Origin of the sequence: Pseudomonas sp. IT-P260 (assembly GCF_949768395.1) — a bacterium.
GTDB lineage: Bacteria > Pseudomonadota > Gammaproteobacteria > Pseudomonadales > Pseudomonadaceae > Aquipseudomonas > Aquipseudomonas parakoreensis.
Map to the genome: position 1 here is coordinate 228,684 of NZ_CATKPO010000039.1, position 25,643 is coordinate 254,326.

23 protein-coding genes are annotated in these 25,643 nt (G+C 60.4%); 10 read left to right on the forward strand and 13 right to left on the reverse strand.

The annotated features are described in order from the left end of the window. Nucleotides 1–31 precede the first annotated feature (31 nt). From nth to metG, 7 genes are all read right to left on the reverse strand, one after another. Nucleotides 32–670, reverse strand: coding sequence for an endonuclease III (gene nth / locus ACM6HV_RS17505; RefSeq protein WP_003227707.1), 639 nt, complete (start codon nt 668–670; stop codon nt 32–34). Next, the gene (locus ACM6HV_RS17510) at nt 667–1,248 is read right to left on the reverse strand and encodes an Rnf-Nqr domain containing protein (RefSeq protein ID WP_414904860.1); all 582 of its coding nucleotides are present in this window, start codon (nt 1,246–1,248) and stop codon (nt 667–669) included. The genes nth and ACM6HV_RS17510 overlap by 4 nt, the downstream gene beginning before the upstream one ends. After that, entirely contained in the window at nt 1,245–1,850 is a 606-nt protein-coding gene (locus ACM6HV_RS17515) for an RnfABCDGE type electron transport complex subunit G (protein WP_414904861.1), read from the reverse strand. Before ACM6HV_RS17515 ends, ACM6HV_RS17510 begins: the two co-directional genes overlap by 4 nt. Further along, the gene (locus ACM6HV_RS17520; protein ID WP_414904862.1) at nt 1,847–2,830 is read right to left on the reverse strand and encodes an RnfABCDGE type electron transport complex subunit D; all 984 of its coding nucleotides are present in this window, start codon (nt 2,828–2,830) and stop codon (nt 1,847–1,849) included. The genes ACM6HV_RS17515 and ACM6HV_RS17520 overlap by 4 nt, the downstream gene beginning before the upstream one ends. Next, nucleotides 2,817–4,028, reverse strand: a complete 1,212-nt coding sequence (gene rsxB / locus ACM6HV_RS17525) for an electron transport complex subunit RsxB (RefSeq protein WP_145594681.1) — start codon at nt 4,026–4,028, stop codon at nt 2,817–2,819. The genes ACM6HV_RS17520 and rsxB overlap by 14 nt, the downstream gene beginning before the upstream one ends. Continuing rightward, complete coding sequence (locus tag ACM6HV_RS17530) at nt 4,025–4,594, reverse strand: electron transport complex protein RnfA (RefSeq protein WP_414904863.1); 570 nt, start codon at nt 4,592–4,594, stop codon at nt 4,025–4,027. The genes rsxB and ACM6HV_RS17530 overlap by 4 nt, the downstream gene beginning before the upstream one ends. A gap of 132 nt (nt 4,595–4,726) precedes the next feature. Further along, the gene (metG, locus tag ACM6HV_RS17535) at nt 4,727–6,778 is read right to left on the reverse strand and encodes a methionine--tRNA ligase (RefSeq protein ID WP_047296182.1); all 2,052 of its coding nucleotides are present in this window, start codon (nt 6,776–6,778) and stop codon (nt 4,727–4,729) included. Between the two features lie 223 nt (nt 6,779–7,001). Here metG and apbC point away from each other — a divergent pair, with 223 nt between their 5' ends. Beyond that, nucleotides 7,002–8,096: an iron-sulfur cluster carrier protein ApbC gene (gene apbC, locus ACM6HV_RS17540; protein ID WP_145594670.1), complete on the forward strand. Its 1,095-nt coding sequence runs from the start codon at nt 7,002–7,004 to the stop codon at nt 8,094–8,096. Nucleotides 8,097–8,225: 129 nt separating this feature from the next. Here apbC and ACM6HV_RS17545 read toward each other — a convergent pair whose 3' ends face one another. Next, nucleotides 8,226–8,984: an SDR family oxidoreductase gene (locus ACM6HV_RS17545; protein ID WP_047296308.1), complete on the reverse strand. Its 759-nt coding sequence runs from the start codon at nt 8,982–8,984 to the stop codon at nt 8,226–8,228. Nucleotides 8,985–9,147: 163 nt separating this feature from the next. Here ACM6HV_RS17545 and ACM6HV_RS17550 point away from each other — a divergent pair, with 163 nt between their 5' ends. The 4 genes from ACM6HV_RS17550 (at nt 9,148) to groL (ending at nt 12,670) form a co-directional block, all read left to right on the forward strand. Then, nucleotides 9,148–9,879: a HugZ family protein gene (locus ACM6HV_RS17550; RefSeq protein WP_108183664.1), complete on the forward strand. Its 732-nt coding sequence runs from the start codon at nt 9,148–9,150 to the stop codon at nt 9,877–9,879. A gap of 65 nt (nt 9,880–9,944) precedes the next feature. Beyond that, nucleotides 9,945–10,421 carry an FxsA family protein gene (locus ACM6HV_RS17555; protein ID WP_145594668.1) on the forward strand — a complete coding sequence of 159 codons (477 nt, stop codon included), beginning with the start codon at nt 9,945–9,947 and terminating at the stop codon, nt 10,419–10,421. Between the two features lie 258 nt (nt 10,422–10,679). Beyond that, nucleotides 10,680–10,973 (forward strand): co-chaperone GroES, encoded by a 294-nt coding sequence (locus tag ACM6HV_RS17560; RefSeq protein ID WP_003227685.1) that lies wholly within the window; start codon nt 10,680–10,682, stop codon nt 10,971–10,973. 50 nt (nt 10,974–11,023) lie between these two features. Continuing rightward, on the forward strand, nt 11,024–12,670 hold the full coding sequence (groL, locus tag ACM6HV_RS17565; RefSeq protein ID WP_041068396.1) for a chaperonin GroEL: 1,647 nt from the start codon (nt 11,024–11,026) through the stop codon (nt 12,668–12,670). A 257-nt stretch (nt 12,671–12,927) separates the two neighbouring features. Here groL and ACM6HV_RS17570 read toward each other — a convergent pair whose 3' ends face one another. Continuing rightward, nucleotides 12,928–14,877: an LTA synthase family protein gene (locus tag ACM6HV_RS17570; protein WP_414904864.1), complete on the reverse strand. Its 1,950-nt coding sequence runs from the start codon at nt 14,875–14,877 to the stop codon at nt 12,928–12,930. 203 nt (nt 14,878–15,080) lie between these two features. On the opposite strand from ACM6HV_RS17570, the gene ACM6HV_RS17575 reads away from it, so the two are divergent. The 5 genes from ACM6HV_RS17575 to ACM6HV_RS17595 all read left to right on the forward strand — a co-directional run bounded on the left by ACM6HV_RS17575 (nt 15,081) and on the right by ACM6HV_RS17595 (nt 18,796). Continuing rightward, nucleotides 15,081–15,764: a response regulator transcription factor gene (locus ACM6HV_RS17575; RefSeq protein WP_047296172.1), complete on the forward strand. Its 684-nt coding sequence runs from the start codon at nt 15,081–15,083 to the stop codon at nt 15,762–15,764. Next, nucleotides 15,754–17,028, forward strand: coding sequence for a sensor histidine kinase (locus tag ACM6HV_RS17580; RefSeq protein ID WP_041068403.1), 1,275 nt, complete (start codon nt 15,754–15,756; stop codon nt 17,026–17,028). The genes ACM6HV_RS17575 and ACM6HV_RS17580 overlap by 11 nt, the downstream gene beginning before the upstream one ends. 151 nt (nt 17,029–17,179) lie before the next feature. Continuing rightward, nucleotides 17,180–17,848 (forward strand): class I SAM-dependent methyltransferase, encoded by a 669-nt coding sequence (locus tag ACM6HV_RS17585; RefSeq protein WP_041068703.1) that lies wholly within the window; start codon nt 17,180–17,182, stop codon nt 17,846–17,848. Between the two features lie 4 nt (nt 17,849–17,852). Next, nucleotides 17,853–18,566 carry a lipopolysaccharide kinase InaA family protein gene (locus tag ACM6HV_RS17590; protein ID WP_041068405.1) on the forward strand — a complete coding sequence of 238 codons (714 nt, stop codon included), beginning with the start codon at nt 17,853–17,855 and terminating at the stop codon, nt 18,564–18,566. Between the two features lie 2 nt (nt 18,567–18,568). Beyond that, a complete protein-coding gene (locus tag ACM6HV_RS17595; RefSeq protein ID WP_041068407.1) occupies nt 18,569–18,796 on the forward strand; it encodes a hypothetical protein in 228 nt (75 codons plus the stop codon). 170 nt (nt 18,797–18,966) lie between these two features. Here the strand turns inward: ACM6HV_RS17595 and ACM6HV_RS17600 are convergent, their stop codons facing one another. The 4 genes from ACM6HV_RS17600 to ACM6HV_RS17615 form a co-directional block, all read right to left on the reverse strand. After that, on the reverse strand, nt 18,967–21,996 hold the full coding sequence (locus tag ACM6HV_RS17600; protein WP_414904865.1) for a multidrug efflux RND transporter permease subunit: 3,030 nt from the start codon (nt 21,994–21,996) through the stop codon (nt 18,967–18,969). A 13-nt stretch (nt 21,997–22,009) separates the two neighbouring features. Continuing rightward, nucleotides 22,010–23,158, reverse strand: coding sequence for an efflux RND transporter periplasmic adaptor subunit (locus ACM6HV_RS17605; protein ID WP_145594662.1), 1,149 nt, complete (start codon nt 23,156–23,158; stop codon nt 22,010–22,012). Between the two features lie 283 nt (nt 23,159–23,441). Next, nucleotides 23,442–24,542 (reverse strand): DUF1513 domain-containing protein, encoded by a 1,101-nt coding sequence (locus ACM6HV_RS17610; RefSeq protein WP_414904866.1) that lies wholly within the window; start codon nt 24,540–24,542, stop codon nt 23,442–23,444. A gap of 14 nt (nt 24,543–24,556) precedes the next feature. Continuing rightward, nucleotides 24,557–25,621, reverse strand: coding sequence for an imelysin family protein (locus ACM6HV_RS17615; protein WP_414904867.1), 1,065 nt, complete (start codon nt 25,619–25,621; stop codon nt 24,557–24,559). Nucleotides 25,622–25,643: the final 22 nt, after the last annotated feature.

Below are 25,643 nucleotides of genomic sequence, written 5' to 3' on the forward strand. Positions count from 1 at the left end.
CAATCGATAAATCAATTATTCCAATAGCCAATCAATCGTCCGAGGTTTTGTGTTTGTACTCGCACAAATCCTCGATCCGGCAGCTGCCACAGCGTGGCTTGCGCGCCAGACACACATAGCGACCGTGCAGAATCAGCCAGTGGTGAGAGTCCAGCAGGTAGTCTTTTGGCACAAATTTCATCAGCTTCTTTTCAACTTCAACAACATTTTTACCCGGGGCAATACCGGTGCGGTTGCTCACACGAAAAATGTGCGTGTCGACCGCCATGGTCAACTGACGGAAAGCGGTATTCAGGACCACGTTGGCCGTCTTGCGGCCGACGCCGGGCAGCGCTTCCAGTTCTTCGCGCGTCTGCGGGACTTCGCCATTGTGCAGTTCGACCAGCATGCGGCAGGTCTCGATCACGTTTTTCGCTTTGCTGTTATAGAGACCGATGGTTTTGATGTATTCGGACAGCCCTTCGACGCCCAGTGCGTGGATCGCAGCGGGGGTGTTAGCCACCGGGAACAGTTTGGCCGTGGCCTTGTTGACGCCGACGTCGGTTGATTGCGCCGAAAGAATGACCGCGATCAACAACTCGAACGGCGAGGAATAGGCCAGTTCGGTCTTCGGCTCGGGATTGTCTTCGTGAAGTCTGCGGAAGATTTCCAGACGTTTTGCGGCATTCATGGATGATGTGTTTCCTTGGAGAGAGCGTTCGAGCGCGTCCAGGCCTGGCGGGCGGCGAGCAGAAGCCCAAGCACGATAAAGGCGCCGGGAACCAGGGTGAACAGGTGCAGCCCTTCGTTAAACAGCACCAGGCCTTGCCAGTGCTCAGACAGGCCACGGCCGATGTGGCCCTGACCAAACAGTTCACGCAGTCCAGCCAGTGCGATCAGCAACCCGCTCGACAGGCCAAAAAACTTCAGGCGCAGGCCAAATGCCTGAGCAAAGAATCCATTGTATTCCAGCACCACGCATTGCAAGGCGATCAGCCCGGTATAGATTCCGAGTGACTGTTGCCACTGCAACGCCCAGCGTTGCGCGAGGATATTGGCGCAACTGGTCAGGGTGGCGGCCAGCAGCAGACTGGCCAGCATCCGGTCGCTGTCAGACAGTCGCGAGCGCAATGCGCCGAAACAGACACCGTAAACCGCCACGACGACGCCCGACATCAGCAGCATGCCCAGTGCGCTAGCCAATGTTGTACTGGTGCCAAGCAGCACAACCAGCATCAAAGCATTCGTCAGGTTCGTCGGCCGGTTCATGATCCGATCCCCAGCAAGGTTGCTCGGTGCTCATCAAAGTAGCGCAAGGCGTCGTGAATGGCATTGACGGTGGCCCGGGAGGTGATGGTTGCGCCCGCCAGTTGATCGAACTGTCCCTGATCCTTTTTCAGCGCCCAGCCTGCGTCGTCAGGCGCGTGACGCGATTGCCCGGCAAATGTCGCCAGCCAGTGGTTCGGCCAGTCGCCAATAAGTCCGCCGAGCGCAGGCGTTTCGTTGTGCCGCAGGGTTTTTATCCCCAGCAGTCTGCCGTTGGCATCGATGGCGATCAGCAGTTCGATAACGCCGGCATAGCCCTCGGTCTGCGTGCGCAACAGCACCGCCACCGGCTGCCCGGCTTTGCTGGCGCGGTAACCCGCCAGCAGTTTGCTGTGGCTCAACGTCGCATCAGTCAACGCCAGTGGCTGCTCCAGCGGCTGATTGTCGTATGCATCGGCCGCGAGCACATCGAGCAGCTTGCGGCTGTCGAGCAGGGCCTGCTCGCTGGCAATCTGCGGCGCACTGGCGCGTTGCACCACATAAGTCAGGCCGAGCCCCGCGCCGGCCAGCAGCACGAGCGTCACGACAGAAACCGTGCGGCTCATGGTTGCACCTGCGTCTGGCGGGCGGCGGCAAAACGTTCCAGCGCTGGCACGCAGAGATTCATCAGCAACACCGCAAACGCGACACCGTCCGGGTAGCCGCCCCAGGTGCGAATCAGGTAGGTGAGCAAGCCGACGCCAACGCCGAACAGCAGCCGGGCCAGCGGACTTTTGGCGCCCGACACCGGTTCGGTGATGATGAAAAAGGCACCGAGCATGGTTGCCCCGCTCAACAGATGAAACAGCGGTGAGCCGTGGGAATCGGAACCCGAACCGTTCCAGCAGAGCAGGCTGACGACAAACAGGCTGGCCAGCATGCCGACCGGCGCTTGCCAGGCGATTACCCGGCGCTGCAACAGCCACAGCCCGCCGGCGAGAAACGCCAGATTGATCCACTCCACGCCGCGTCCGCCGAAGCGGCCGAACGCCGGGTTGGCGGCGAACAACTCATCCATGGTCAGGCTCTTGTTGATGCGCAGGCTGTCCAGCGCAGTGGCCTGCACCCAGGCGTCCGGGGCCTGGCCCAGATTCAGGACTTGGGCAAAAGCGGCCTGCAGATTCATGCCGTGCGCCGGCCAGTGGGTCATCGGTTGTGGGAACAGCACCATCGCCAGGGCGAAACCGAGCATGGCGGGGTTGAACGGATTTTTGCCGACTCCACCGTACAAGTGCTTGCCGAACAGAAGGCCCGAAGCCACCGCGGTCACGGTCAGCCACCACGGACAGTAAGGCGTCAGGGCAGCGGCCAGCAGTGTCGCGCTGACCAGCGCGCTGCCATCGCTGAGCGTCGGTTGCAAAGGTTGGCGCCGCAGGCGGGTGACGCCGGCTTCGATCAGCAGCGCGGTGCTCGCCGCCAGAATCAAATTGATCAGCACGCCCCAGCCGTAACACCAGAACAGTGCCAACAATCCCGGCAGCGTGGCCAGCAGCACCTGCTTCATCGCCTGTTGCAGGCGATCATCCGGTGCCTCACGGGGCGACATGGTCTTGCACCTGACGCTCGGCGGCCAGCAGGCGAGCGCGGGCCTTGTCGAGGATGTCATTCGGTGTGTCGGCGCGGCGTTCGAGTTTGCTCAGGTCGGCGCGGGCGTAGGCCAATTCGGTTTTCAACTGGCGGAGCTGGTTGTCGATTGGGCGCTTTTCCACCCGGACCAGATCAGGCACAGGCTGCTCACTGGCCGCCTCGGCCACATGCAGGGCTTGCTCGGCATCACGCAGTGCCTGTTCCAGCGTGGCAATCTGCTGCGCGGGTGCTTCGGCGGTCTGAGCCTTTTTCAGTTCGGCGCGACGCATGGCCAACTGGATTTTTGCCCGTTTCAGATCCGCGTCTTTCGCTGGAGCCGGAGCCGCAGCGGCTGGAACGGCGGTGCTGCTTTCGAGTTTTGCCAGCGCCTGTTCTGCCGCTTCGAACTGCTGTTGCAGCACGATCAGTTGCGATTGCTGTTCGAAGGTCGGTGGATGGCCGAAGGCTTTCAGCGATTTGTGCAATTGCGCGCGGCTCATGGCGACATCGATCTTGGCTTTCTTCAGTGCTGCATCGGCGGTCGCGGCTTTCTGCGCGCGCACCCGTTCCAGAGCTGCCTGCACCGGATCGAGAGTGGCCGTCGCCGGTTGCGCAGCCCGTTGCGCGCGGGCTTCGCGCTCAGCCTGTTTGTGCTGTTCTTCGCGTTGCAGGCGGGCGTTGCGGCGTTCGAAACGCTGGCGCGCATGATCGCGTTTGGCCGTGCGTGCGCGCAGCTCTTCAAGGCTGGTCGCCAGACCACCGACCACCGGCAAGGTGCCGAGCGGCAGCGGGTGCATCTCGATGCAATCCACCGGACACGGTGCCACGCACAGGTCGCAACCGGTGCATTCGTCGATCAGCACGGTGTGCATCAGTTTCGCTGCGCCGACGATGGCGTCGATCGGGCAGGCTTGGATGCACTTGGTGCAGCCGATGCACTCGGCTTCGCGGATGTAGGCCACTTGTGGCGGTGCCGCGCCGCGGCTGACGTCCAGTTCCAGCACCGGTACTTTCAACAGTTCAGCCAGGGCGGCGATGGTTTCGTCGCCGCCGGGCGGGCACTTGTTGATCGGTTCGCCGTCGACGATGCCTTGCGCATAGGGCTTGCACCCGGGGTGGCCGCATTTGCCGCATTGAGTCTGCGGCAGGAGGGCATCGATGAGTTGAATCAGACTCATGTTTTGATCAGTCCACTGAATCCGAGAAAAATCACTGCGATCAGTCCGGCGCCGATCAGGTCGATCGGCAAGCCGCGAAAGGGCAGGGGAATGTCGTTGTCCGCCGTGCGTTCACGCAAGTCGCTGAACAGGCTCAGCACCAGCCAGAAACCCAGCCCGGCGCCCAGGCTCAACGCTGTTGCCTGCAGCAGGCCACGATCATTTTGTGCATTGATCAAGGCCAGCCCCAGCACGCCGGCGTTGCCCAGCAACAATGGCCATAGCCCATCGAAGGGCCAGTCAGGCAGCGCACGGGTCAGCAGTTTCAATACCGGCGCGATCAGCAGCACGTTGAGTGGCAAGAACACGAACAGCTGCAGGGCTTGCAGTTGCAGCGGTACCAGCAGCCAGTGCCAGATTGCGTAACCGAAGATGCCGACGCTCAGCATCAGGCACGCCGTTGCCAGCCCCAACGCATGCACCTGACGCCGACTGCCGGCCAGCAACGGATCGACGCCCAGCGGCCAATGCAACACGAAGTTGTTGAGCAGGGCGGCACTGATCAGCGTAAGCGCAAGTTCGGTCATGGTTCTGCCGGCAGCAACGGGCGGGTGTCACTTAAGGTTAGGCATTATCCGGCACCCGCGAAGGGTGGGCCAGATATGAAAAATCCCACAGGCCTGCAGAACATGCCTGTGGGATCGTTTTACCGCTGGGTCTTACTTGATGCGTTGACCCGGCTTGGCGCCGCTGTCCGGGCTCAGCAGGTAGATTTCTTCACCGCCAGGGCCGGCGGCCATCACCATGCCTTCGGACATGCCGAACTTCATTTTGCGGGGCTTGAGGTTGGCGATCATCATGGTCAGGCGACCGTCGAGTTTCGACGGATCCGGGTAGGCGCTCTTGATTCCGGAGAACACGTTGCGCTGCTCGTCACCGATGTCCAGGGTCAGGCGCAACAGCTTGTCGGCACCTTCCACATGTTCAGCCTTGACGATCAAAGCCACGCGCAGGTCGACGGCGGCAAAGGTGTCGAAGTCGATTTCCGGCGACAGCGGATCCTTGGCCAGTTCGCCATTGCCCGCAGGTGCGGCAGCACCGGTGTCGGTCTGGCTGGCGGTCAGGTCTTCTTTCGAGGCGTCGGTCATGGCTTGCACTTTTACCGGGTCGATGCGGGTCATCAACGGTTTGAATTCGTTCAACTGATGGTTGGCCAGCAGGGTGGTGTGGTCGTTCCAGGTCAGCGGGGCGACATTGAGGAATGCCTCGGCATCGGCGGCCAGCAGCGGCAGCACCGGTTTGAGGAAGATCACCAGTTGGCGGAACAGGTTGATGCCGGTGGCGCAGATCGCCTGGACTTCATCCTGCTTGCCTTCCTGCTTGTTCAACGACCATGGCGCCTTGTCGGCGATCCAGGCGTTGGCGCGGTCGGCCAGGGCCATGGTTTCACGCATGGCGCGGGCAAAGTCGCGGGCTTCATAAGCGTCGGCAATGCTTGGCGCCGCGGCAAGGAAGGCTTCGGTCAGTTCTGGCGCAGCATTGTTGTCGACCAGCAGGCCGCCGTTGCCCTTGTGGATGAAACCGGCGCAACGGCTGGCGATGTTGACCACTTTGCCGACCAGGTCGGAGTTGACCTTCTGCACGAAGTCTTCGAGGTTCAGGTCGAGGTCATCGACGCCACGGCCCAGTTTGGCCGCGTAGTAATAACGCAGGTATTCCGGCGACAGGTGATCCAGGTAGGTGCGCGCCTTGATGAACGTGCCACGGGACTTGGACATCTTCTGGCCGTTGACGGTCAGGTAGCCGTGCACGTTGATCCCGGTCGGTTTGCGGAAACCGGCGCCTTCGAGCATGGCAGGCCAGAACAGGGCGTGGAAGTTGACGATGTCCTTGCCGATGAAGTGGTACAGCTCGGCGGTGGAGTCCTTGCCCCAGAACGCGTCGAAGTCCAGCTCCGGCGTGCGGTTGCAGAGGTTCTTGAAGCTAGCCATGTAGCCGATCGGCGCGTCCAGCCACACATAGAAATATTTGCCCGGCTCGTCCGGAATCTCGAAACCGAAGTACGGCGCATCGCGGGAGATGTCCCACTGCTGCAGGCCGGCGTCCAGCCACTCGGCGATCTTGTTGGCCACGGCGTCCTGCAGGGTGCCGCTGCGGGTCCAGGTCTGCAGCATCTGCTGGAAGTCTGGCAGCTTGAAGAAGAAGTGCTGGGAATCCTTGAGCACCGGAGTCGCGCCGGAGATGGCCGACTTCGGATCCTTCAGGTCGGTCGGGGCGTAGGTCGCACCGCATTTTTCGCAGTTGTCGCCGTACTGGTCTTCAGTGCCGCATTTCGGGCAGGTGCCCTTGATGAAGCGGTCGGCCAGGAACATTTTCTTTTCCGGGTCGAAATACTGGGTAATCGAGCGCTGGGCAATGTGCCCGGCATCGCGCAGTTTCAGGTAGATCTGGCTCGACAGCTCACGGTTTTCTTCGGCGTGAGTGGAGTGGAAGTTGTCGAAGTCGACCAGGAACTCGGCAAAGTCGGCGCTGTGTTCAGCCTGCACATTGGCGATCAGTTGTTCCGGGGTGATGCCTTCCTTTTCCGCGCGCAGCATGATCGCCGAACCGTGGGCGTCGTCGGCGCAGACATAAATGCATTGATTGCCGCGATGCTTCTGGAAGCGCACCCACATATCGGTCTGGATGTATTCCAGCATATGGCCAAGGTGGATCGAACCGTTGGCGTAGGGCAGGGCGCTGGTGACGAGTATCTTGCGTGGTTCGGACATGTGGGGCTTCGCTACTTGATGAAACGGAGGTCGGCCACTATAAAGCGCTGGCGCATATTTTTCACCCTGTGCACCTGTTTCATTGGATGAGCAGACAGAAAAGATCGCAGCCTGCGGCAGCTCCTACAGTTGTACGCCGATCTCCTGTAGGAGCTGCCGAAGGCTGCGATCTTTTCAGGTACGATACTCATCATTTTTCCCAGTCTTGTTATCGGAGTTGCCCATGAGTGCCGTCACTCGCGCAGCGGTGGAAGCCGTCCTCAGCCAATACACCGACCCCTACCTGAACCAGGACCCGGTCAGCGCCGGTTGTGTGAAGCACATCGAGATCGATGGCGACCGCGTCAAGGTTCAGCTGGAAATCGGCTACGCCGCCGGCCTGTTCAAGAGCGGCTGGGCGCAGTTGCTGCAACTGGCCATCGAAAACCTCGATGGGGTGACGATCGCCAGGGTCGAGGTCAACAGCGTGATCGCCGCGCACAAGGCTCAGGCGCAGATTCCGGGGCTGGCCAACGTCAAGAATGTGGTCGCTGTGGCTTCCGGCAAGGGTGGCGTAGGCAAGTCGACCACCGCGGCCAACCTCGCGCTGGCACTGGCCCGCGAAGGCGCCAAAGTGGGGATTCTCGACGCTGACATTTATGGCCCGAGCCAGGGCATCATGTTCGGCATCCCCGAGCGCACCCGTCCCGAGGTCAAGGATCAGAAGTGGTTTGTGCCGCTCAAGGCCCACGGTGTCGAAGTCATGTCGATGGCGTTCCTGACCGACGACAACACGCCGATGGTCTGGCGCGGGCCGATGGTCTCCGGCGCGCTGCTGCAACTGGTTACGCAAACCGCGTGGGGCGATCTGGATTATCTGGTCATCGACATGCCGCCAGGCACTGGCGACATCCAACTGACCCTGGCGCAGAAAGTCCCGGTGGCTGGCGCCGTGATCGTCACCACCCCGCAGGATCTGGCGCTGCTGGACGCACGCAAAGGCGTGGAAATGTTCCGCAAGGTCAATATCCCGGTGCTGGGCGTGGTGGAAAACATGGCGGTGCATATCTGCTCGAACTGCGGACATGCCGAGCATCTGTTCGGTGAGGGCGGTGGCGAGAAGCTGGCGACCCAATATGGCGTTGAACTGCTGGCTTCGCTGCCGCTGTCGATGCTGATCCGCGAGCAGGCCGATGGCGGCAAGCCAACGGTGATCGCCGAACCGGACAGCCAGATCGCCATGGTCTATCAGGAACTGGCCCGCCACGTCGGCGCGCGCATTGTGTTGCAGGAAGCGGCGACGCCGGCGATGCCGAATATCAGCATCAGTGACGATTGATAAGCAGAAACACAATCTAATGTGGGAGCGAGCCTGCTCGCGAATTCGGCGTGTCATTCAACCGATGAGTTGTCTGATCCACCGCTTTCGCGAGCAGGCTCGCTCCCACATTGGTTTCTGTATTGGCTGTTAGATGCGCAACCCGCCATCCATCTCCAGAATCCGCCCGGTGTAGTAGTCGTTCTCGAAGATGTACGCTGCCGAATGGGCAATCTCTTCCGGCTTGCCCATGCGCTTGAGCGGAATCCCCGAGGTCATCTTCTCCAGCGCTTCCGGCTTCATACCCAGGGTCATCTCGGTTTCGATGAAGCCCGGCGCAATGCCCGCCACACGAATGCCGTAACGCGCCAGTTCCTTGGCCCAGGTCACAGTGGCTGCGGCCACGCCAGCCTTGGCGGCGGAATAGTTGGTCTGGCCGACGTTACCGGCGCGGGAGATCGATGAGATGTTGATGATCGCGCCGCTGGTCTTCAGCTCGACCATTTTCGCCGCCACTTCACGGGTGCACAGGAACACGCCGGTCAAGTTGACGTCGATCACCGCCTGCCACTGGGCCAGGCTCATTTTGCTCATTTCGCCATCTTTGACCTTGAGCAGCAGGCCATCGCGCAGGATCCCGGCGTTGTTGATCAGGCCGTGGATCGCGCCGAAGTCTTCGGCAACCTGCGCGACCATGTGCTCAACCTGTTCTTCATTGGCCACGTTGCACAGATAGCTGCGCGCCTCGACACCCTTGGCTTTGCAGGCTGCCACCGCGTCATCGAGTTTTTCCTGATTGAGGTCGACCAGTGCGAGCCTGGCGCCTTTGCCGGCGAAATACTCGGCCATGGAGCGGCCCAAACCCTGGCAACCGCCGGTGATAATGATTACTTTGTCGTTGAGTTGCATGCGCATGCCCCGATAGCCGGTCTGAGTGGTTTTTGTTATTGGCGACGCTCGATCTGTACCGGTATGGCCAGATTGCACATGAGCATTGCCCGATGGCGTTACAGGGACTTATCCCCCGGCGCCTGTCCGTTTTTTCGACGGATTCTATTTAAGGAGTCATAAATTGAGCGTTGAAGCGGCCAAGAATGCCCGAGAATTGCTTCTCAAGGAATACCGTGGCGTATTGTCGACCCACTCCAAATCGATGCCCGGTTTCCCGTTCGGCTCAGTGGTGCCGTATTGTCTGGACGAGCAAGGCCGGCCGCTGATCCTGATCAGCCGCATCGCCCAGCACACTCACAACCTGCAGAAAGACCCGAAGTGTTCGCTGCTGGTGGGGGAACGCGAGGCCGACGACGTGCAGGCCGTTGGTCGCCTGACCTATCTGGCCGAGGCGCAAAAGCTCGAAGAGCCGGCGGCTATCGAAGCCGCCGCCGAGCGTTACTACCGGTATTTCCCCGATTCGCAGAATTACCACAAGGCTCACGATTTTGATTTCTGGGTGCTCAACCCGGTACGTCACCGCTACATCGGCGGTTTCGGCGCGATTCACTGGGTCGATCAGTTGACCCTGGCCAACCCGTTTGCCGGCAAGGCGGAAATCAGCATGGTCGAGCATATGAACAGCGATCACGCCCAAGCCATCGCGCATTACGTGGAACTCAGCGGATTGCCGCAAACCGTGCCGGCGCAACTGGCCGGGATCGACAGCGAAGGCATGCACCTGCGCATCGGTCAGGCACTGTATTGGCTGCCGTTTCCAGCGCCTTGTCATACGCCGATACAAGTGCGCGAGGCCTTGGTTTCTCTGGCTCACGCCGAGGTCTGGCCAAAAAATGCAGTGGCCGACGCTTGAATTCACGAAAGGGCGACGTCATCTAAGGCTTACTGCAAGGCATTTCTTGCGTTGAGGAATCTTTGATGCGCCCTTTTTTGTTGCTCTTTCTGCTGTTTCCGGTGCTGGAGCTGTTCGTATTCGTCAAAGTGGCAGGGGCGATCGGGTTTTTCCCGGCCCTGCTGCTGATCATTCTCGGCTCGATGTTCGGCGTGTTCGTGCTGCGCGTCGCCGGTCTGGCCACGGCACTGCGTGCCCGTGAAAGCCTGAATCGCGGTGAACTGCCCGCGCAGACCATGCTTGAAGGCCTGATGCTGGCACTGGCCGGTGGCCTGCTGATCCTGCCGGGTTTCGTCAGTGACGTGGTCGGTCTGGTGATGTTGTTGCCGTTCACTCGTCGCCTGCTGGCGAACAAGATGCGCCAGCGCGCCGAAGAACAGGCGATCCGTCAGCGTGCTTTCGCCGATGACCTGCAACCCCGTGGTGGTCCTGCACCGCGTCAGCCTCTGGGTCGCGAGGGTGATGTGATCGAAGGCGAGTTCGAACATCGCGACAGCCAGTAACCCCTGCATCGACACGGCACCTTCGGGTGCCGTTTCTTTATGCGCGGCATTCAAGGGGCACATGATGAAAAATTTTCTGTCCCCGCCCTTGTAATAAGCTTATGCGCCCTTATGTATCGGTCACCGAAAGGTTTCCGGCATTCAAGCCGGACAGACTTCCGCGGTTCGCTCGACGAACCGCAACCGGCGCAGGCCGGATTTGTTAAACCCGCCGGGACTACACCGGCCGATGAAAACCACAATTAGGAGAGATCGACAATGAAGCTTCGTCCTCTGCATGACCGCGTCGTCATCCGTCGCAGCGAAGAAGAAAAGAAAACCGCTGGCGGTATCGTCCTGCCAGGTTCGGCTGCTGAAAAAGCCAACCACGGTGTGATCGTCGCTGCAGGCCCAGGCAAGACTCTGGAAAACGGTGAAGTGCGTGCGCTGGCCGTTAAAGTCGGCGACAAGGTTGTGTTCGGTCCTTACTCCGGCAGCAACACTGTGAAAGTCGACGGCGAAGACCTGCTGGTAATGGCTGAGAACGAGATTCTCGCTGTACTGGAAGGCTGATTTCCCCGCTCATTTTCCCGTTACTACAAAGTATTTAAGGAATATCGATCATGGCTGCTAAAGAAGTTAAGTTCGGCGATGCCGCCCGCTCCAAGATGCTCAAAGGCGTCAACGTTCTGGCTGACGCGGTAAAAGCGACCCTGGGCCCGAAAGGCCGTAACGTGATCCTCGAGAAGAGCTTCGGCGCTCCGACCATCACCAAGGACGGCGTATCCGTCGCCAAGGAAATCGAACTCGAAGATCGTTTCGAAAACATGGGCGCGCAGCTGGTCAAAGACGTTGCCTCCCGTGCCAACGATGACGCTGGTGACGGTACTACCACTGCGACCGTTCTGGCTCAGTCGATCGTCAACGAAGGCCTGAAAGCCGTCGCTGCCGGCATGAACCCGATGGACCTGAAACGCGGTATCGACAAAGCGACCATCGCCATCGTCAAAGAGCTGAAAGCCCTGTCCAAGCCATGCGCTGACACCAAGGCGATCGCTCAGGTCGGCACCATCTCCGCCAACTCCGACAACTCCATCGGCGACATCATTGCCGAAGCCATGGAAAAAGTCGGTAAAGAAGGCGTGATCACCGTTGAAGAAGGCTCGGGCCTGGAAAACGAACTGTCGGTTGTAGAAGGCATGCAGTTCGACCGCGGCTACCTGTCCCCGTACTTCGTCAACAAGCCGGACACCATGGTGGCCGAGCTCGACGGCCCGCTGATCCTGCTGGTCGACAAGAAGATCTCGAACATCCGCGAAATGCTGCCAGTGCTGGAAGCCGTTGCCAAAGCCGGCCGTCCACTGCTGATCGTTGCCGAAGACGTTGAAGGCGAAGCCCTGGCGACTCTGGTTGTGAACAACATGCGTGGCATCGTCAAGGTTGCAGCCGTCAAGGCTCCAGGCTTCGGCGACCGTCGCAAGGCCATGCTGCAGGACATCGCCGTTCTGACCGGCGGTACCGTAATCTCCGAAGAGATCGGCCTGAGCCTGGAAAGCACCACCCTGGAGCACCTGGGTAACGCCAAGCGTGTGACCCTGTCCAAGGAAAACACCATCATCGTTGACGGTGCTGGCGTTGAAGCCGACATCCAGGCGCGTATCGCTCAGATCCGTGCTCAGGTTGCCGAAACTTCCTCGGACTACGACCGTGAAAAACTGCAAGAGCGTCTGGCCAAACTGTCCGGCGGCGTTGCAGTGATCAAGGTTGGCGCTGGTTCCGAAGTTGAAATGAAAGAGAAGAAGGCCCGCGTTGAAGACGCCCTGCACGCAACCCGTGCAGCCGTTGAAGAAGGCGTGGTACCTGGCGGTGGCGTTGCGCTGATCCGTGCTCTGGAAGCCCTGACCGAACTGACCGGCGACAACGCTGACCAGAACGTCGGTATCGCTGTGCTGCGTCGCGCTGTTGAAGCGCCGCTGCGTCAGATCGCTGCCAACTCCGGTGACGAGCCAAGCGTAGTGGTCAACGAAGTGAAGAACGGCAAAGGTAACTTCGGTTACAACGCTGCTTCCGGCGAATACGGCGACATGATCGAAATGGGCATTCTGGACCCAACCAAGGTCACCCGTTCCGCTCTGCAAGCTGCAGCCTCGATCGGCGGTCTGATCCTGACCACCGAAGCAGCTGTTGCTGATGCACCGAAGAAAGAAGGCTCGGCTGGCGGCGGTATGCCAGACATGGGCGGCATGGGTGGCATGGGCGGCATGATGTAAGCCAGCCTTACCCCTGTAACGAAAAACCCCGCCTGCGATGAGCAGGCGGGGTTTTTTATTGCCGGGATTTCAAGCTTCACACCGTCCCCTGTGGGAGCGAGCCTGCTCGCGAAAGCAATCACACCGTCACTACATCTGTGACTGATACAGCGCATTCGCGAGCAGGCTCGCTCCCACATTGGGATCTGCATTTCCTGTGATAACCGGTTGCGCAAAAAAAGCCCCGGTGCATCAGCCCGGGGCGTTTCTATTGACGGTTACTGTTCGCTGACTTGGACAGTGCTGTCCTTCACAGGCTTCCAGCTCAGCAACTGCTGTTTGAAGCCATAACTGGCGGTCTGGTAATAGGTGATCGTGCGTGTAATCAGCGGATCGTCGCTGCTGACCCGCGACTCGCGGCTTTCGGTCAACGCATCGTCATGCCGGCGCAAGCCCTGGCGCGGACTGAGGATCGCCAGATCCTTGCCATCGAACAGGCCCAGATGTTGATAGTTGCCTACCACCACGCGCGGTGGCAGCGGGTTGTCCTGCAACAGGTTGCGGCCGAAGAACGTCGAGGTGTAATCCAGGTTGAGCAAGCCCAGCAGCGTTGGGGCCAGATCGATCTGGCTGGCCAGTTGCGCGCTTTCGCGAGCCTCGATCATTTTCGGCGCATAGATGAACAGCGGGATCTGATAGTTGGTGATCGGCAAGTCTTCTTTACCGGCACTGCCTGCAGTGTGGTCAGCGACGAAAATGAAGATCGTATTGTCGAACCACGGTTTCTGCCGCGCCTGCTCGAGGAACTGGCCAATCGCATAGTCGGTGTACTTCACCGCGCCATCGCGGCCGTTACCGGACTTGATGTCGATGCGGTTGTCCGGGTAGGTATAAGGACGGTGGTTGGAGGTGGTCATCAGTTGCAGCAGAAACGGTTGTTGCCTGGCGTAGTCGGCGTCCGCCAGCTTCAGGGTCTGGCGATACAGGTCCTCGTCAGCCATACCCCAGGCGTTTTTGAAGTGGATTTCGGCTTCATCGACGCTGCTCTGATCGACGACGCGATAGCCGTTGCCGCTGAAGAACGCGTTCATGTTGTCGAAGTAACCGCGTCCGCCGTAGACGAACACGCTGTCGTAACCTACGGCGCTGAGCTGTTGGCCAAGGCTGGCGAAACCGCTCTCACGACCGATGCGCTTGACGATCGAGCGGCCCGGCGTTGGCGGGATGGCCAGGGTGATGGCTTCCAGACCGCGGTCGGTACGGGTGCCGGTGGCGTAGAAGTTATTGAAGTACAGACTCTGCTTGCGCAGGGCGTCGAGGTTCGGCGTCAGGTTGCGACCGTCGCCGTTGCTGCCCAGGTACTTGGCGCTCAGGCTTTCGATGGTCACCAGCACGATGTTCGGCTTGCGCGGGGTGCCCGGGTTGTCGATCACCCGGCGAATGTCCTGTGGATCTTTGCCAATGAAGCGCGCGTCGCTCTCACTCAGCTCGGAACGGATCTGGCTGGCGACTTTTTCCGCCGGCAGGCTTTTGTAGAACTGGGTGTAGTCCAGTTCATTGTTACGGAACGCGGCGAAGAACTGATACGGACCGTTGCTGGCCAGTTCGTTCTGGTAGGCGTTGCCGCCTTGGGCACGTGGGGCGTCCTGACTGAGCAGTTGCAGGCTCAGACCCGCGACGATCAGCAGGCCCAGTGCACTGAGCAGGCGTCCGCGCAGCGCTGGCAGCGGGGCATTCATGGCGGCATTGAACGGCTTGCGCAAAGCGAAACTGATGACCACGGCCAATACGGCGAGGAGGCTCAGCAGTTTGCCGATCGGGTAGGATTCGAGGACGTTGTTCAGCACTTCGTCGGAGTACACCAGGTAATCGACAGCGATGAAGTTGAAGCGCACGCCGAACTCGTCCCAGAACAGCCATTCGGCCACCGCCACGAACAACATGGCGAACAGGCTGATCGTCAGCAGGGCGCGCAGGAATCCGCGATGTCCGCGACGGCGCCACAGGCCCGGCGGGCAGAGCAACAGGTACAGGCCCATTGGCACTGCCGCGTAGGCAAGAAACCCCAGGTCATACAGCGCGCCGATGCCGAACGCGGAAAGGGCGAAGCCACCGGCCTCATCCAGGTGAGTCAGCAACAGAACCGTGCGCGTCAGGAGAAAAATCACCAGCCAGGCACCGGTGATCAGCAGCAGAAGGCGCACGGGCGCTGTCTTGAAAGAGTCCATCGTCTCGTTTTCCTCATAGCAATGGCGCGCGAGTGTCGCGATGCCACTGTGATCAGGTTGTGAATCGATAGTGAAAACCTTGTTAATGAATTAATTTGCCTGGGCAAATGGACTTGCGCGCGTGCCGGCCCTAGCCCTGAACCGGCGTAGGCCTTAAGCTGCGCGGGCCAAGACGGCCGTCACCGTGTACGGAGGAAATGCCAATGCGAATTCTATTGGTCGAAGACAACCGCGACATCCTGGCCAATCTGGCCGATTACCTGGGGCTCAAAGGCTATACCGTCGATTGTGCCCAGGACGGTTTGTCAGGCTTGCATCTGGCGGCCACCGAGCATTACGACCTGATCGTGCTCGACATCATGCTGCCGGGAATCGACGGCTACACCCTGTGCAAGCGTCTGCGTGAAGACGCGCGGCGCGACACGCCGGTGATCATGCTCACCGCCCGCGATCAACTGGATGATCGTCTGGAGGGCTTCAAGTCCGGGGCCGACGATTACCTGGTCAAGCCGTTTGCCCTGTCCGAACTGGCGGCGCGCGTCGAGGCCGTCATGCGCCGGACCCAGGGTGGCGGACGCCGTGCGTTGCAGGTCGGTGACCTGAGCTACGACCTCGACACCCTGGAAGTGACCCGCGAGGGCAAGCTGCTCAAGCTCAACCCGGTCGGCCTCAAACTGCTGGCGGTGTTGATGCAGAAGAGCCCTCACGTCCTGCGGCGGGAAATTCTCGAAGAAGCGCTGTGGGGCGATGACTGCCCGGACAGCGACAGCCTGCGCAGCCATGTCCATCAATTGCGTCAGGTGATCGACAAGCCTTTCGCCAAGCCGTTGCTGCAAACCGTGCACGGCGTGGGCTACCGCCTGGCCGAGGGGCGTGATGGAGTTTAAGCAAAGCCTTTCCCAGCGGATCATCATCGCCTTTGCGCTGATGAGTGCGCTGGTGGCCGGGGCCTTCGCCATGGGCATTGTGGCGACCGTGCACCTGGTGGAGGAAAAACTGATTTCGGCGGGGCTGGGCGGCGACCTGCAACGTCTGTTGCTGATGGACAACGTCTCGGACTGGAGCCATCGCCCGGAACCGGATCAGTTGTTCTATTTCAGCGGCGGGCCAGGCGATTTCGAGCTGCCCAAGGATCTGCGTCACCTTGATGCGGGCTTCCACGAAGTGTTCCGCGAGCAGTTGTCTTATCACGCGATGGTCGAGATCGTCGACGGCCGTCGTTATGTCCTGCTGCAGGATCAAAGCGATTTCGAAGAGCGTGAACGCGTGCTGTTTGCCGTGGTGCTGGTGGGTTTTGTGCTCAGTCTGGCGCTGGCGGTGTTTCTCGGCTGGGTGCTGGCGCGCAAGGTCATGGCGCCAGTGGTGCGCCTGGCGCGGCAAGTGCGCCACCGCGATCAACTGTTGGGGCTGGCGCCACCCTTGGCACCGGATTATGCGGCTGACGAAGTCGGCGAACTCGCGGTGGCGTTCGATGCCACGCTCGGGCGTCTACGGCAGGCACTGACCCGCGAGCGGCTGTTCACCAGCGATGTCAGCCACGAACTGCGTACGCCGCTGATGGTGTTGGCCAGTTCCTGCGAGCTGCTTCTGGAAAACCCGGGGCTGGATCAGCGCGGTCGGGCTCAGGTCGAGCGAATTGCCCGAGCCAGCGAGGAAATGCGCGAACTGGTGCAGACCTTCCTGATGCTCGCCCGCGCTCAGCGGGAGGACGCCGGTTCTGCGCCGCAACAGACCCTTGCCCAGGTGGCCGACGGTCTGCTGGGTATCTGGCGTGAACCGATCGAGTCGAAAGGGCTGCGACTGATGTACGAGTCGGGCAACCCGCCGGACACGTGCTTCAATGCCACCCTGCTCAGCGCAGTCATGGGCAATCTGCTGCGCAATGCCTGTCACTACACCGAACATGGATTCATTCGCCTGACACTCAACGACAACGGTTTCGTCGTCGAAGACTCGGGTGTGGGCATTCCCGAGGAAAAACGCGAAGCCATGTTCCAGCCCTTCGTGCGTGGCAATGAAAAGCGCGGTGAAGGCTTGGGGCTGGGCTTGTCACTGGTGCAGCGAATCTGTGAAAACCAGGGCTGGGAGGTGACGTTGAGCACCATGGAGCCTAATGGTTGCCGCTTCGAGGTCACGCTGGGCAAGCGCTGAAGACCGTTGATGGCCCCGCGCTATTGCTTTTCGCGTGTAAAACCCTGTAATAATTTGCCGGTTTACCTGACGTAATTTTCACATAGGGACGACCTGACGCTGACATGCCACTACCTATGGTAAGGGTATCAGTCAATCAGGAGCCCCCATGATGAGCAGACCGATCAAGCTCGATTTTTCCGAAAAGTATGATGACCAGCATGCACAAAAATATTTGCGCAAGCATCAGGACGGTCTAGGTCGTCGGTTGTCTCACTGGCGGGACGAGCAGTTGGCCCGCAAGGCGTTGACGCTGGCCGGCGAGCCGGGGCTGGTTCTGGATCTGCCGTGCGGTGCAGGGCGTTTCTGGCCGTTGCTGGCGGAAAAGCCCAACCGGGTGATCATTGGTGCGGACAATTCCGAGTCGATGATCAAGACCGCGATGCAATCGCAACCGGCTGACGTCGTGAAACGGGTACAACCTTTGCACACGTCAGCGTTCGACATTGCTTTGCCCGATAACGCCGTCGACAGCATTTTCTGCATGCGGTTGCTGCATCACATCGGTGAAGCCGAGCACCGGCGGGCGATTCTGCGCGAGTTCGAGCGCGTCACCCGTGATAGCGTCATCATTTCGTTGTGGGTGGACGGTAATTTCAAGGCCTGGAAACGCAAGCGCGCCGAGCGGCGTCGCGGGCAGGAAGGTTACCAGAACCGGTTTGTGTTACCGGCTGTGACAGTTGAAAAAGAATTCGAAGAAGCAGGTTTTCGCATTCAGGAACAACTCGATTTTATCCCGCTCTATGCCATGTGGCGGGTTTACGTATTACGCAAGAGGTAACAGGATGGTGGTGCAAATAGCAGCAGAAACGGAAGTCGCTCCCCAGGATCGCTTCGATTACTACTGGAACCAGCGCGGTGAATGGGTGGAAGAGCCCAACGTACGCCGTGGCGGGGAAAGTGGTGTGCAACGGGTCGTGGGCCGTGACGGCCAGTTACTGTATGCCAAGCGCCAGACCGGACATATCTATCGCAGCTGGTTGCATCCTTTCGGCCGTCCGACGGTCTTGCGCGAGCTGGACGCGCTGACCGGCGTCAGCCGTCTCGGCGTCCGCGTACCGCAAATCGTCTTCTGCGGCGCGCAGCCCGATCCGCAATACAAGTGGCGTGCGCTGTTGGTGACCAAGTCACTGGACGGCTTCGACGAACTTGAAAAGTGGGAAGCCGCCGGTGGTCGTGCGCAATACGGCGAAGCCGTCTACGAGCGCGTGCTCAAGGACCTTGCAGAAAACCTGGCGCGCATGCACAAGGGCCGCTGGCAGCACAGCTGTATCTACATCAAACACGTATTTGTACGGGTGACCGGTGAGGGCGACGCGGCACAGGTCGAAGTGGCATTGATCGATCTGGAAAAATGCCGCCAGCGTCTGACCGCTTATCGCGCGGCCTCCCATGACATGAAGCAATTGCGTCGCCATTCGTCGTTCAGCGACACGGACTGGAAAAAACTCGTCTACTTTTATGAGACGGCGTTTGGCAGCGCTATCAAAGGTTTATAGCGATGAAACTCGAAATTGCACGAGGTTTGTTTTTGGTTGGAGCCTTGGCAGTTGCTTCATTGGCGGTGGCGGCCTGGGAGCAGCCCCGCATGCAGGTGATCGGTGCCACTACCGGTGATGCTCACTGCGCAGTACCACGGGTGGCGAAAGCCACCGTGGCGACTAAACCCGACCATGATCTGTTGTTGTTCATGTTCGGACTTTCTCAAGGGATGAGGCCACAGAGTTGAACCGATTGAAGCCAAAATGAAAGGCCTCGCAGATGCGAGGCCTTTTTTATTCATGAATGAAAATCCCCTGTGTAGGAGCTGCCGAAGGCTGCGATCTTTTGATTTTGTTTTTAAAAGCCAAGATCAAGATCAAAAGATCGCAGCCTGCGGCAGCTCCTACAGGGGCCAGGTCATGGCTTTGGATCAGGTTTGGCCAACAGGGTGTAGATGCACGGCAGCACAAACAGGGTAAACAAGGTGCCGATCGACATCCCCGTGGCAATCACCATGCCGATATCAAACCGGCTCACCGCACCGGCACCGGTCGCCAGAATCAACGGCACCATGCCGAACACCATCGCCGCCGTGGTCATCAACACCGGGCGCAAGCGGATTGCCGCCGCTTCCTCGACCGCTTCGCGCGGGGTCAGGCCTTTGTCCTTGCGTAACTGGTTGGCGAATTCGACGATCAGAATCCCGTGCTTGCTGATCAACCCGATCAATGTCACCAGACCGACTTGGGTGTAGATGTTCATGCTCGACCAGCCAAGGAACAGCGGAATCAATGCACCACAGATCGACAGCGGCACCGTCACCAGAATCACCAACGGGTCGCGGAAGCTTTCGAACTGCGCCGCCAGCACCAGGAAAATAATCGCCAACGCGAGGGCGAAGGTGACCCACAGGGCGCTGCCTTCCTGCACGTACTGGCGCGAGGCGCCACCATAGTCGAAAGCGAAACCCGCCGGCGCTTCTTCCCGGGCGATCTGCAGCACGGTGTCGATGGCTTCGCCCATGCTGACCAGCGGGAACCCGGAGATCTTCGCCGCGTTGAGTTGCTGGAACTGGTTGAGCTGGCGCGGTCGTGCCCGGTCGCTGACCTTGATCAGGGTCGACAGCGGCAGCAGCTCGCCCTGAGTGTTTTTCACGTAGTAATTGTTCAGCCAGCCAGGGTTTTCGCGGTACGGTCGTTCGACCTGGGCAATCACCTTGTAACTGCGGCCTTCGATGGTGAAACGGTTGATTTCCGCCTCGCCCAGCAGCGTCGCCAGTGTTCCACCGAGGTCCTGCATCGACACGCCCATCTGCGCGGCTTTGGCGCGGTCGATGTCGACCACCACTTCCGGCTTGTCGAACGCCAGATCGAGGTCGACGAAGGCGAACTTGCCGGACTCCATGGCGCGTTTCTTGATCCGGTCAGCGACTTGCAACAGCAACTCGTAGTCGTTGGCCGTGTTGACCACAAACTCGAACGGCAGGCCTTCGCCGGTGCCGGGCAGGGAGGGCAGGTTGAAACCGAAAATCTGCAGGCCGGGGATGCTCGCCAGTTTGCCTTGCACCTCGGGCAGGATCTGCATCTGGGTGCGGCTGCGCTCGTTCCATGGCTTGAGCAGGAAGCCGCCGATGCCCGCTTGCACACCGTTGTAGCCGTTGATCTGGAACGAGGAGTAGTACTCCGGAAACTCCTTGAAGATCTTGATGAACTCGTCGGTGTAAGTGCTCAGGTAGTCGAGGTTGGTCGGCTGGGGGGCCGTGGCCATCATGAAGATGATGCCCTGATCCTCATCCGGTGCCAGTTCCGACTTGGTGAACTTGAGAAACACCGGGATCAGGCACAGCACGATCACTGCGAACACCAGCACCACCGGCCGTGTGTTCAAGGTGCCGTGGAGCATGCTCTGGTAGCGGCGTTTGAGGCTGTCGAAAATACGGTCGAGGCGGTGCGCCAGGCCACTGGGGTTTTCTTCGTGGCGCAACAGCAGGGCGCACATCATCGGCGACAGGGTCAGGGCGACAATCCCGGAAATCACCACGGCACCGGCCAGGGTCAGGGCGAACTCCTTGAACAAGGCCCCGGTCAGTCCGGTGAGGAAGCCGATTGGCGCATACACCGCCGCCAGGGTGATGGTCATCGACACCACCGGCATGGCGATTTCCCGTGCGCCTTCCAGTGCGGCCTCCAGCGGCGTCTTGCCTTCCTCGATATGCCGGTGGATGTTCTCCACCACGACAATCGCGTCGTCCACCACCAGACCGATGGCCAGCACCATTGCCAGCAGGGTCAGCAGGTTGATCGAATAGCCCATCATCTGCATGAAGAACATCACGCCGATCATCGACAGCGGGATGGTCACCACCGGGATCACCACCGAGCGCAGCGCGCCAAGGAACAGGAACACCACCACGATCACGATCAGCACCGCTTCGAACAGGGTTTTCACCACTTCATCGATCGAGGCCTGGATGAACAGGGTGGCGTCGTAGGCGATCTCGCTCTTGAGGTTGGGCGGCAGCTGCGCTTCCAGCTCCGGCATCAGCTTGCGCACTTCCTTGATCACGTCCAGCGGGTTGGCGCCGGGTGTGGCCTTGATGCCGATGTACACCGACGGCGTGCCGCCGAACGAGCTGATCGAATCGTAGTTTTCCGCGCCCATCTCGACCCGCGCGACATCGCTGAGCAGCACGCGGCTGTCGCCACTGACCTTGAGCGGAATCGCCGCGAAGGCTTCGGCGGATTTCAGTTCGGTGTTGGCGTTGATGCTGGTGACCACGTATTCGCCCTTCACCTCGCCGGCGGCGGAGAGGAAGTTGTACTGGCGCACGGCGTTGGTCACATCGCTGGCGCTGAGGCCGAAACCGGCGAGCTTCACCGGGTCGAGCCACAGGCGCATGGCGAACACCTGATTGCCGAGAATCTCCGCTTCAGCCATGCCCGGCAGGGTCGCCAGTTTCGGCTGGATCACCCGCGACAGGTAGTCGGTGATCTGCGGGTTACTCAAGTCCTTGCTGAAGAAACTGATGTACATCAGCGCCGAGGCGTCGGCCGATTCCTTGCTCAGTACCGGGTCTTCGGCGTCCTGCGGCAGTTTGTTCTTCACCTCGTTGGCCTTGGCCAGCAGTTCGGTGAACAAACGGTCGGTGTTGGAACCGATGCGTGCGTAGATCGAGATCACCGAGAAGTTCTGGCGACTGACCGAGGTCATGTAGTCGATGCCTTCGGCGCTGGCCAGGCTTTGCTGCATCGGTTGGGTGATGTAGCCCTGAATGGTCTCGGCGTTGGCCCCGGGGTAGGCGGTGGTCACCGTGATCAGGGCGTTTTCCATTTGCGGGTATTGGCGCAGCGGCAGTTTGCTCCAGGCCTGGAAACCCAGCAGCACAATCAGCAGGCTGACCACGGTGGCGAGCACCGGGCGGCGGATGAACGGATCGGTAAAAGCCATGGGAATTCCTTGATCAGTCGGCGCGGGGCGGACTGTTCTGCTCGCCGAGGGTCTTGTCGTCGCTGATGGCAATGTGTGCGCCGTTGTCCAGTTTGATCTGGCCGGCGGTCACCACTTGTTCGCCGCTCTGCACGCCCTTGTTGATCATCACCAGGCCATCGCGGCGTTCACCGGTCTCGATGAAACGGCGTTCGGCGATCAGCACCGGCTGGCCCTGGTCGTCCTTGACCACACTGCCATCCTCGGCCTTCTGTTGCCCGACCACGTACAGCGAGTTGCCGTAGAGGGTGTAGGTGATCGCGCTTTCCGGCACCACGATGTGTTGCTGTGGATCGGGCAGCAGCACGTCGAGGCTGGCAAACATGCCCGGCAGCAATTTGCCGTCGGGGTTGGCCAGGGTCGCGCGCACCAGAATATTGCGCGTGGTGCTCTCGACAATCGGGTTGATCGCGCTGATGGCGCCGGGGAAGGTCTGTCCGGGATAGGCCGCAACTGCGATCTGCACCGGTTGGCCGATGGCCAGTTTTGGCACCGATTGCTCCGGCACATAGAAGTCGGCGTAGAGGCTGCTCAAATCCTGCAGGGTAGCGATTTTAGTGCCGCTGGCGAGGTAGTCGCCGATGTCGACCTGACGAATCCCGATGGTGCCGCTGAACGGCGCGACGATGCGCTTTTTCGCCAGTGCTGCATTGAGCTGATTGACCGTGGCCCGCTCCTTTTGCAGCACCGCCGAGAGCCGGTCGTATTCACCTTTGGAGATGGCCCGGCTGTCGATCAACTGGCTGCCACGGCCGAAATCCAGTTGCGCCAGGCCCAAGTCAGCCTTGGCGGTTTCCAGCAGGGCGGCTTCGACGGCACTGTCGAGCTGCAGCAGTGGTTGCCCGGCCTTGACCTTTTGTCCGGATTCGAATTTGAGTTCAGTGACGGTGCCGGCGACTTCCAGACTCAGCTCGACGCCTTGCAAGGCCTTGAGCGAGCCGACGGTGGGCAAACGCATCTGCCACGGCTGTTCGGTAGCGCGGGCCACGGCGACGCTGATCGGCGGTTTCGGTTTGGCAAAGCCCTGGATCATGGTGTAGATCGAAAAGGCTTTGTACCCGCCCAATACCAGGACGACCAGCAAGACAACACCCAACATGATCAGCATGCGGCGACGCAGCATTTTTCCAGTTCCTTGGATAAATCAGGTGAGACAGGCGGGCACATTACCCCGAGTCAGGTGGGGATTCCAACTGCCAGTTATTACAGGGGAGGACGGAGTGAAGAAGTCTGAACACTGAACCTGTGGTGAGGGGATTCATCCCCGATGGGTGGCGAAGCCGCCCCAAAACCTGACACCGCGGTCTGTCAATTGAACCGTGTGCGATGGTTTTGCGACTGCTGCGCAGCCGATCGGGGATAAATCCCCTCGCCACAGGTTATGAGTCGTACTCAGAGCAGGTGGATTATGCGATCAAGTGCAGATGGTTATCCCAGAGCCCCGCCGGCAGTTCCAGCGGTTTGGCGAGCAGTTGATCCTGGCGGCAATCGTAGTAACGGCAACGGCCCTGACCCGAGGTCACGACGAAGCCGTCCTGCACCGCACCGACGCCGGCGCAATCGGGCAGCGGCGCGTCGAGGCGCACTTCGCCGCTGTCCAGGTCCCAGATGAAGAAGCGGTTGCCGCGCGGTGCGGTCAACGCCACCAGCCGCAGTTCACTGTGCACCGCAACGCTGGCGGTGTAATGCCCCATCGACTGCAACTGATGCTCCGGCACCGGGAACGCCACGAAGGGCTGGCCCGGACGCTTGATCGCCAACAGTTCGGAACGCTCATGCGAGGCGCCCATGAACTGCTGGCCGGCGACGATGGTGCCGTCGCTGGCGATGCCCAGGTGACGCACGCTGTTCATCTGCTGCGCAAGGGTTTCCTTGCTCAGCAGGGTACCGTTGCGCTGCATCAGCACCAGGCTCGGTTCCATGGCGTTGAGGTTCATGTCGACGCGGCTTTCGGCCTCGGTGCGGATCCCGCCGTTGGCCACCACCAGAGTTTCGCCATCGGGCATCCACGACACCTGATGCGGGCCGAGGCCATGGGTGGAAATCTCGCCGCTGTGCACCAGCCGCTCGCCTTCGAACCTGTACACCCCGAGCAGGCCACGTCCCGGATCAGTGGTGTCGTTCTCGGTGGCGTACAGGTATTCGCCGTCCTTGTGCACCACGGCGTGGCCGTAGAAGTGCCGGTTCGGCTGCGAAGTCACGGTTTGCAGCAAGGTCCCGTCGCGCAGGTCGATCAGGTAGCTCTCGGTGCCCGGGCGGCGGGCGACGAACAGCGCAATCGGCAGCGTCGGGTGGTTGATGATGTCGTGACAACGCTGGCCGACTTCGGTGGCGAACACCCGAGTACCGTCCAGCCGATAACCGACGGCGTAATGCTTGCCGTCGGTGTCATCGCGCGCCGAGAGCAACAGCGGGCTCTGATCCTTGCGCTTGAACAGCGTCCAGCCGCCCAGTGTCACTGCTCCCAGCAGCAAACTACCTAAAGTCAGAGCCTGGCGTCGCAGCATGGCACTTGCCCTCATCAGTCACCGTCGTTGGCGTTGAAGCCCAGTTGGATGCCCAGCGCCTTGGCCAGTTCGCCTTCGTGCAGGCGATGGACGACGTTGAGGCTGTCGTAGAGATCGTTGAGTTGTTGACGACCGGCGTCGTCCTGAAGCATTTCGGTCAGCGAGCGTTGCGTGCTGCCGAACAGCTCCAGCGACGCGGCGTAAGCGGCGTCGATTTTGTCTGCCAACGGTTTCTGCTCGGCCGGCAACAGACCGCGCAGGCCCTTGTTGTCGACGCCTTCCCAGACGGTTTTGGCCGCTGCCAGACTGGCTTCCAGCGCGGTCAGCGATGACTGGCTACGCCATGCATCGGCCTGGAACGGTTGCGGCACACCCTTGCTCTGACGGCCCATTGGCGTGCCGAGTTTTTTCTTCAGGGTATCGAGGGCGGTGACCTGCACACGCAGCAGATCGGCGATCGCTTCGTGGGAGTCGGCGTAGCGCTGGTTGGGGAATTTGCTCATCTGCGCGAGCATGCCGTCGGTGTTGTTCCAGCTCTGCAGAATCTCTTCGGCCAGTTGCTTCTGGCGCTCGCCGATGGCGATCAGCAACGGGCAGTATTTGGCTTTTTGCTCGGCGTTGGCGACGTCCGGTTTTTCATCGAACAGGATGTATTCGTAAGCCGACAGGCCCTGTACCACCACGCTGGATTTGGCCAGTGCGGCGGCGTCGATCTGCGGCTGGGCGACCACCAGTTGCTCGACCTGACGACCAACGAGGTTCTTCTTGTCCGGCCAGAATTGCACCTGCCACGAACGGTTGCCCTCGGCCAGTGGCCCGATCAGCAACGGTTGCAGCTCGGCCCAGGCTTTCTGCGCGTGCAGGAAGTCGGCGCGGGCGGTTTCCAGGGTTTCCTTGCCTTGGCAGTAGGCGAGGGCGCTGACCGCCAGTTGCTTGTCGGCTTCGACCCAACGGGTGTAGGTCGGCAGGATCACCGATTTGGCGATGGCCGCCGACGTGACTGCTTGCGGGTCCTGCGGCGAGCAGGCGCCAAGAGCAAGTGCGGCAAGGCTGGTGAACAACAACTTGGGACGGAACATGTCGGGCTCCCGATTCTTTTAA

Excerpts from the sequence above, each read along its gene's own strand:
- ACM6HV_RS17530 (WP_414904863.1), bottom strand. The coding sequence starts at position 4,594 with ATGACCGAACTTGCGCTTACGCTGATCAGTGCCGCCCTGCTCAACAAC.
- ACM6HV_RS17510 (WP_414904860.1), bottom strand. The coding sequence starts at position 1,248 with ATGAACCGGCCGACGAACCTGACGAATGCTTTGATGCTGGTTGTGCTG.
- ACM6HV_RS17590 (WP_041068405.1), top strand. The coding sequence starts at position 17,853 with ATGGTGGTGCAAATAGCAGCAGAAACGGAAGTCGCTCCCCAGGATCGC.
- nth (WP_003227707.1), bottom strand. The coding sequence starts at position 670 with ATGAATGCCGCAAAACGTCTGGAAATCTTCCGCAGACTTCACGAAGAC.
- ACM6HV_RS17545 (WP_047296308.1), bottom strand. The coding sequence starts at position 8,984 with ATGCAACTCAACGACAAAGTAATCATTATCACCGGCGGTTGCCAGGGT.
- apbC (WP_145594670.1), top strand. The coding sequence starts at position 7,002 with ATGAGTGCCGTCACTCGCGCAGCGGTGGAAGCCGTCCTCAGCCAATAC.
- ACM6HV_RS17580 (WP_041068403.1), top strand. The coding sequence starts at position 15,754 with ATGGAGTTTAAGCAAAGCCTTTCCCAGCGGATCATCATCGCCTTTGCG.
- ACM6HV_RS17575 (WP_047296172.1), top strand. The coding sequence starts at position 15,081 with ATGCGAATTCTATTGGTCGAAGACAACCGCGACATCCTGGCCAATCTG.
- rsxB (WP_145594681.1), bottom strand. The coding sequence starts at position 4,028 with ATGAGTCTGATTCAACTCATCGATGCCCTCCTGCCGCAGACTCAATGC.
- ACM6HV_RS17520 (WP_414904862.1), bottom strand. The coding sequence starts at position 2,830 with ATGTCGCCCCGTGAGGCACCGGATGATCGCCTGCAACAGGCGATGAAG.
- ACM6HV_RS17615 (WP_414904867.1), bottom strand. The coding sequence starts at position 25,621 with ATGTTCCGTCCCAAGTTGTTGTTCACCAGCCTTGCCGCACTTGCTCTT.
- ACM6HV_RS17555 (WP_145594668.1), top strand. The coding sequence starts at position 9,945 with ATGCGCCCTTTTTTGTTGCTCTTTCTGCTGTTTCCGGTGCTGGAGCTG.
- groL (WP_041068396.1), top strand. The coding sequence starts at position 11,024 with ATGGCTGCTAAAGAAGTTAAGTTCGGCGATGCCGCCCGCTCCAAGATG.
- ACM6HV_RS17570 (WP_414904864.1), bottom strand. The coding sequence starts at position 14,877 with ATGGACTCTTTCAAGACAGCGCCCGTGCGCCTTCTGCTGCTGATCACC.
- ACM6HV_RS17605 (WP_145594662.1), bottom strand. The coding sequence starts at position 23,158 with ATGCTGCGTCGCCGCATGCTGATCATGTTGGGTGTTGTCTTGCTGGTC.
- metG (WP_047296182.1), bottom strand. The coding sequence starts at position 6,778 with ATGTCCGAACCACGCAAGATACTCGTCACCAGCGCCCTGCCCTACGCC.
- ACM6HV_RS17600 (WP_414904865.1), bottom strand. The coding sequence starts at position 21,996 with ATGGCTTTTACCGATCCGTTCATCCGCCGCCCGGTGCTCGCCACCGTG.
- ACM6HV_RS17595 (WP_041068407.1), top strand. The coding sequence starts at position 18,569 with ATGAAACTCGAAATTGCACGAGGTTTGTTTTTGGTTGGAGCCTTGGCA.
- ACM6HV_RS17610 (WP_414904866.1), bottom strand. The coding sequence starts at position 24,542 with ATGCTGCGACGCCAGGCTCTGACTTTAGGTAGTTTGCTGCTGGGAGCA.
- ACM6HV_RS17585 (WP_041068703.1), top strand. The coding sequence starts at position 17,180 with ATGAGCAGACCGATCAAGCTCGATTTTTCCGAAAAGTATGATGACCAG.
- ACM6HV_RS17560 (WP_003227685.1), top strand. The coding sequence starts at position 10,680 with ATGAAGCTTCGTCCTCTGCATGACCGCGTCGTCATCCGTCGCAGCGAA.
- ACM6HV_RS17515 (WP_414904861.1), bottom strand. The coding sequence starts at position 1,850 with ATGAGCCGCACGGTTTCTGTCGTGACGCTCGTGCTGCTGGCCGGCGCG.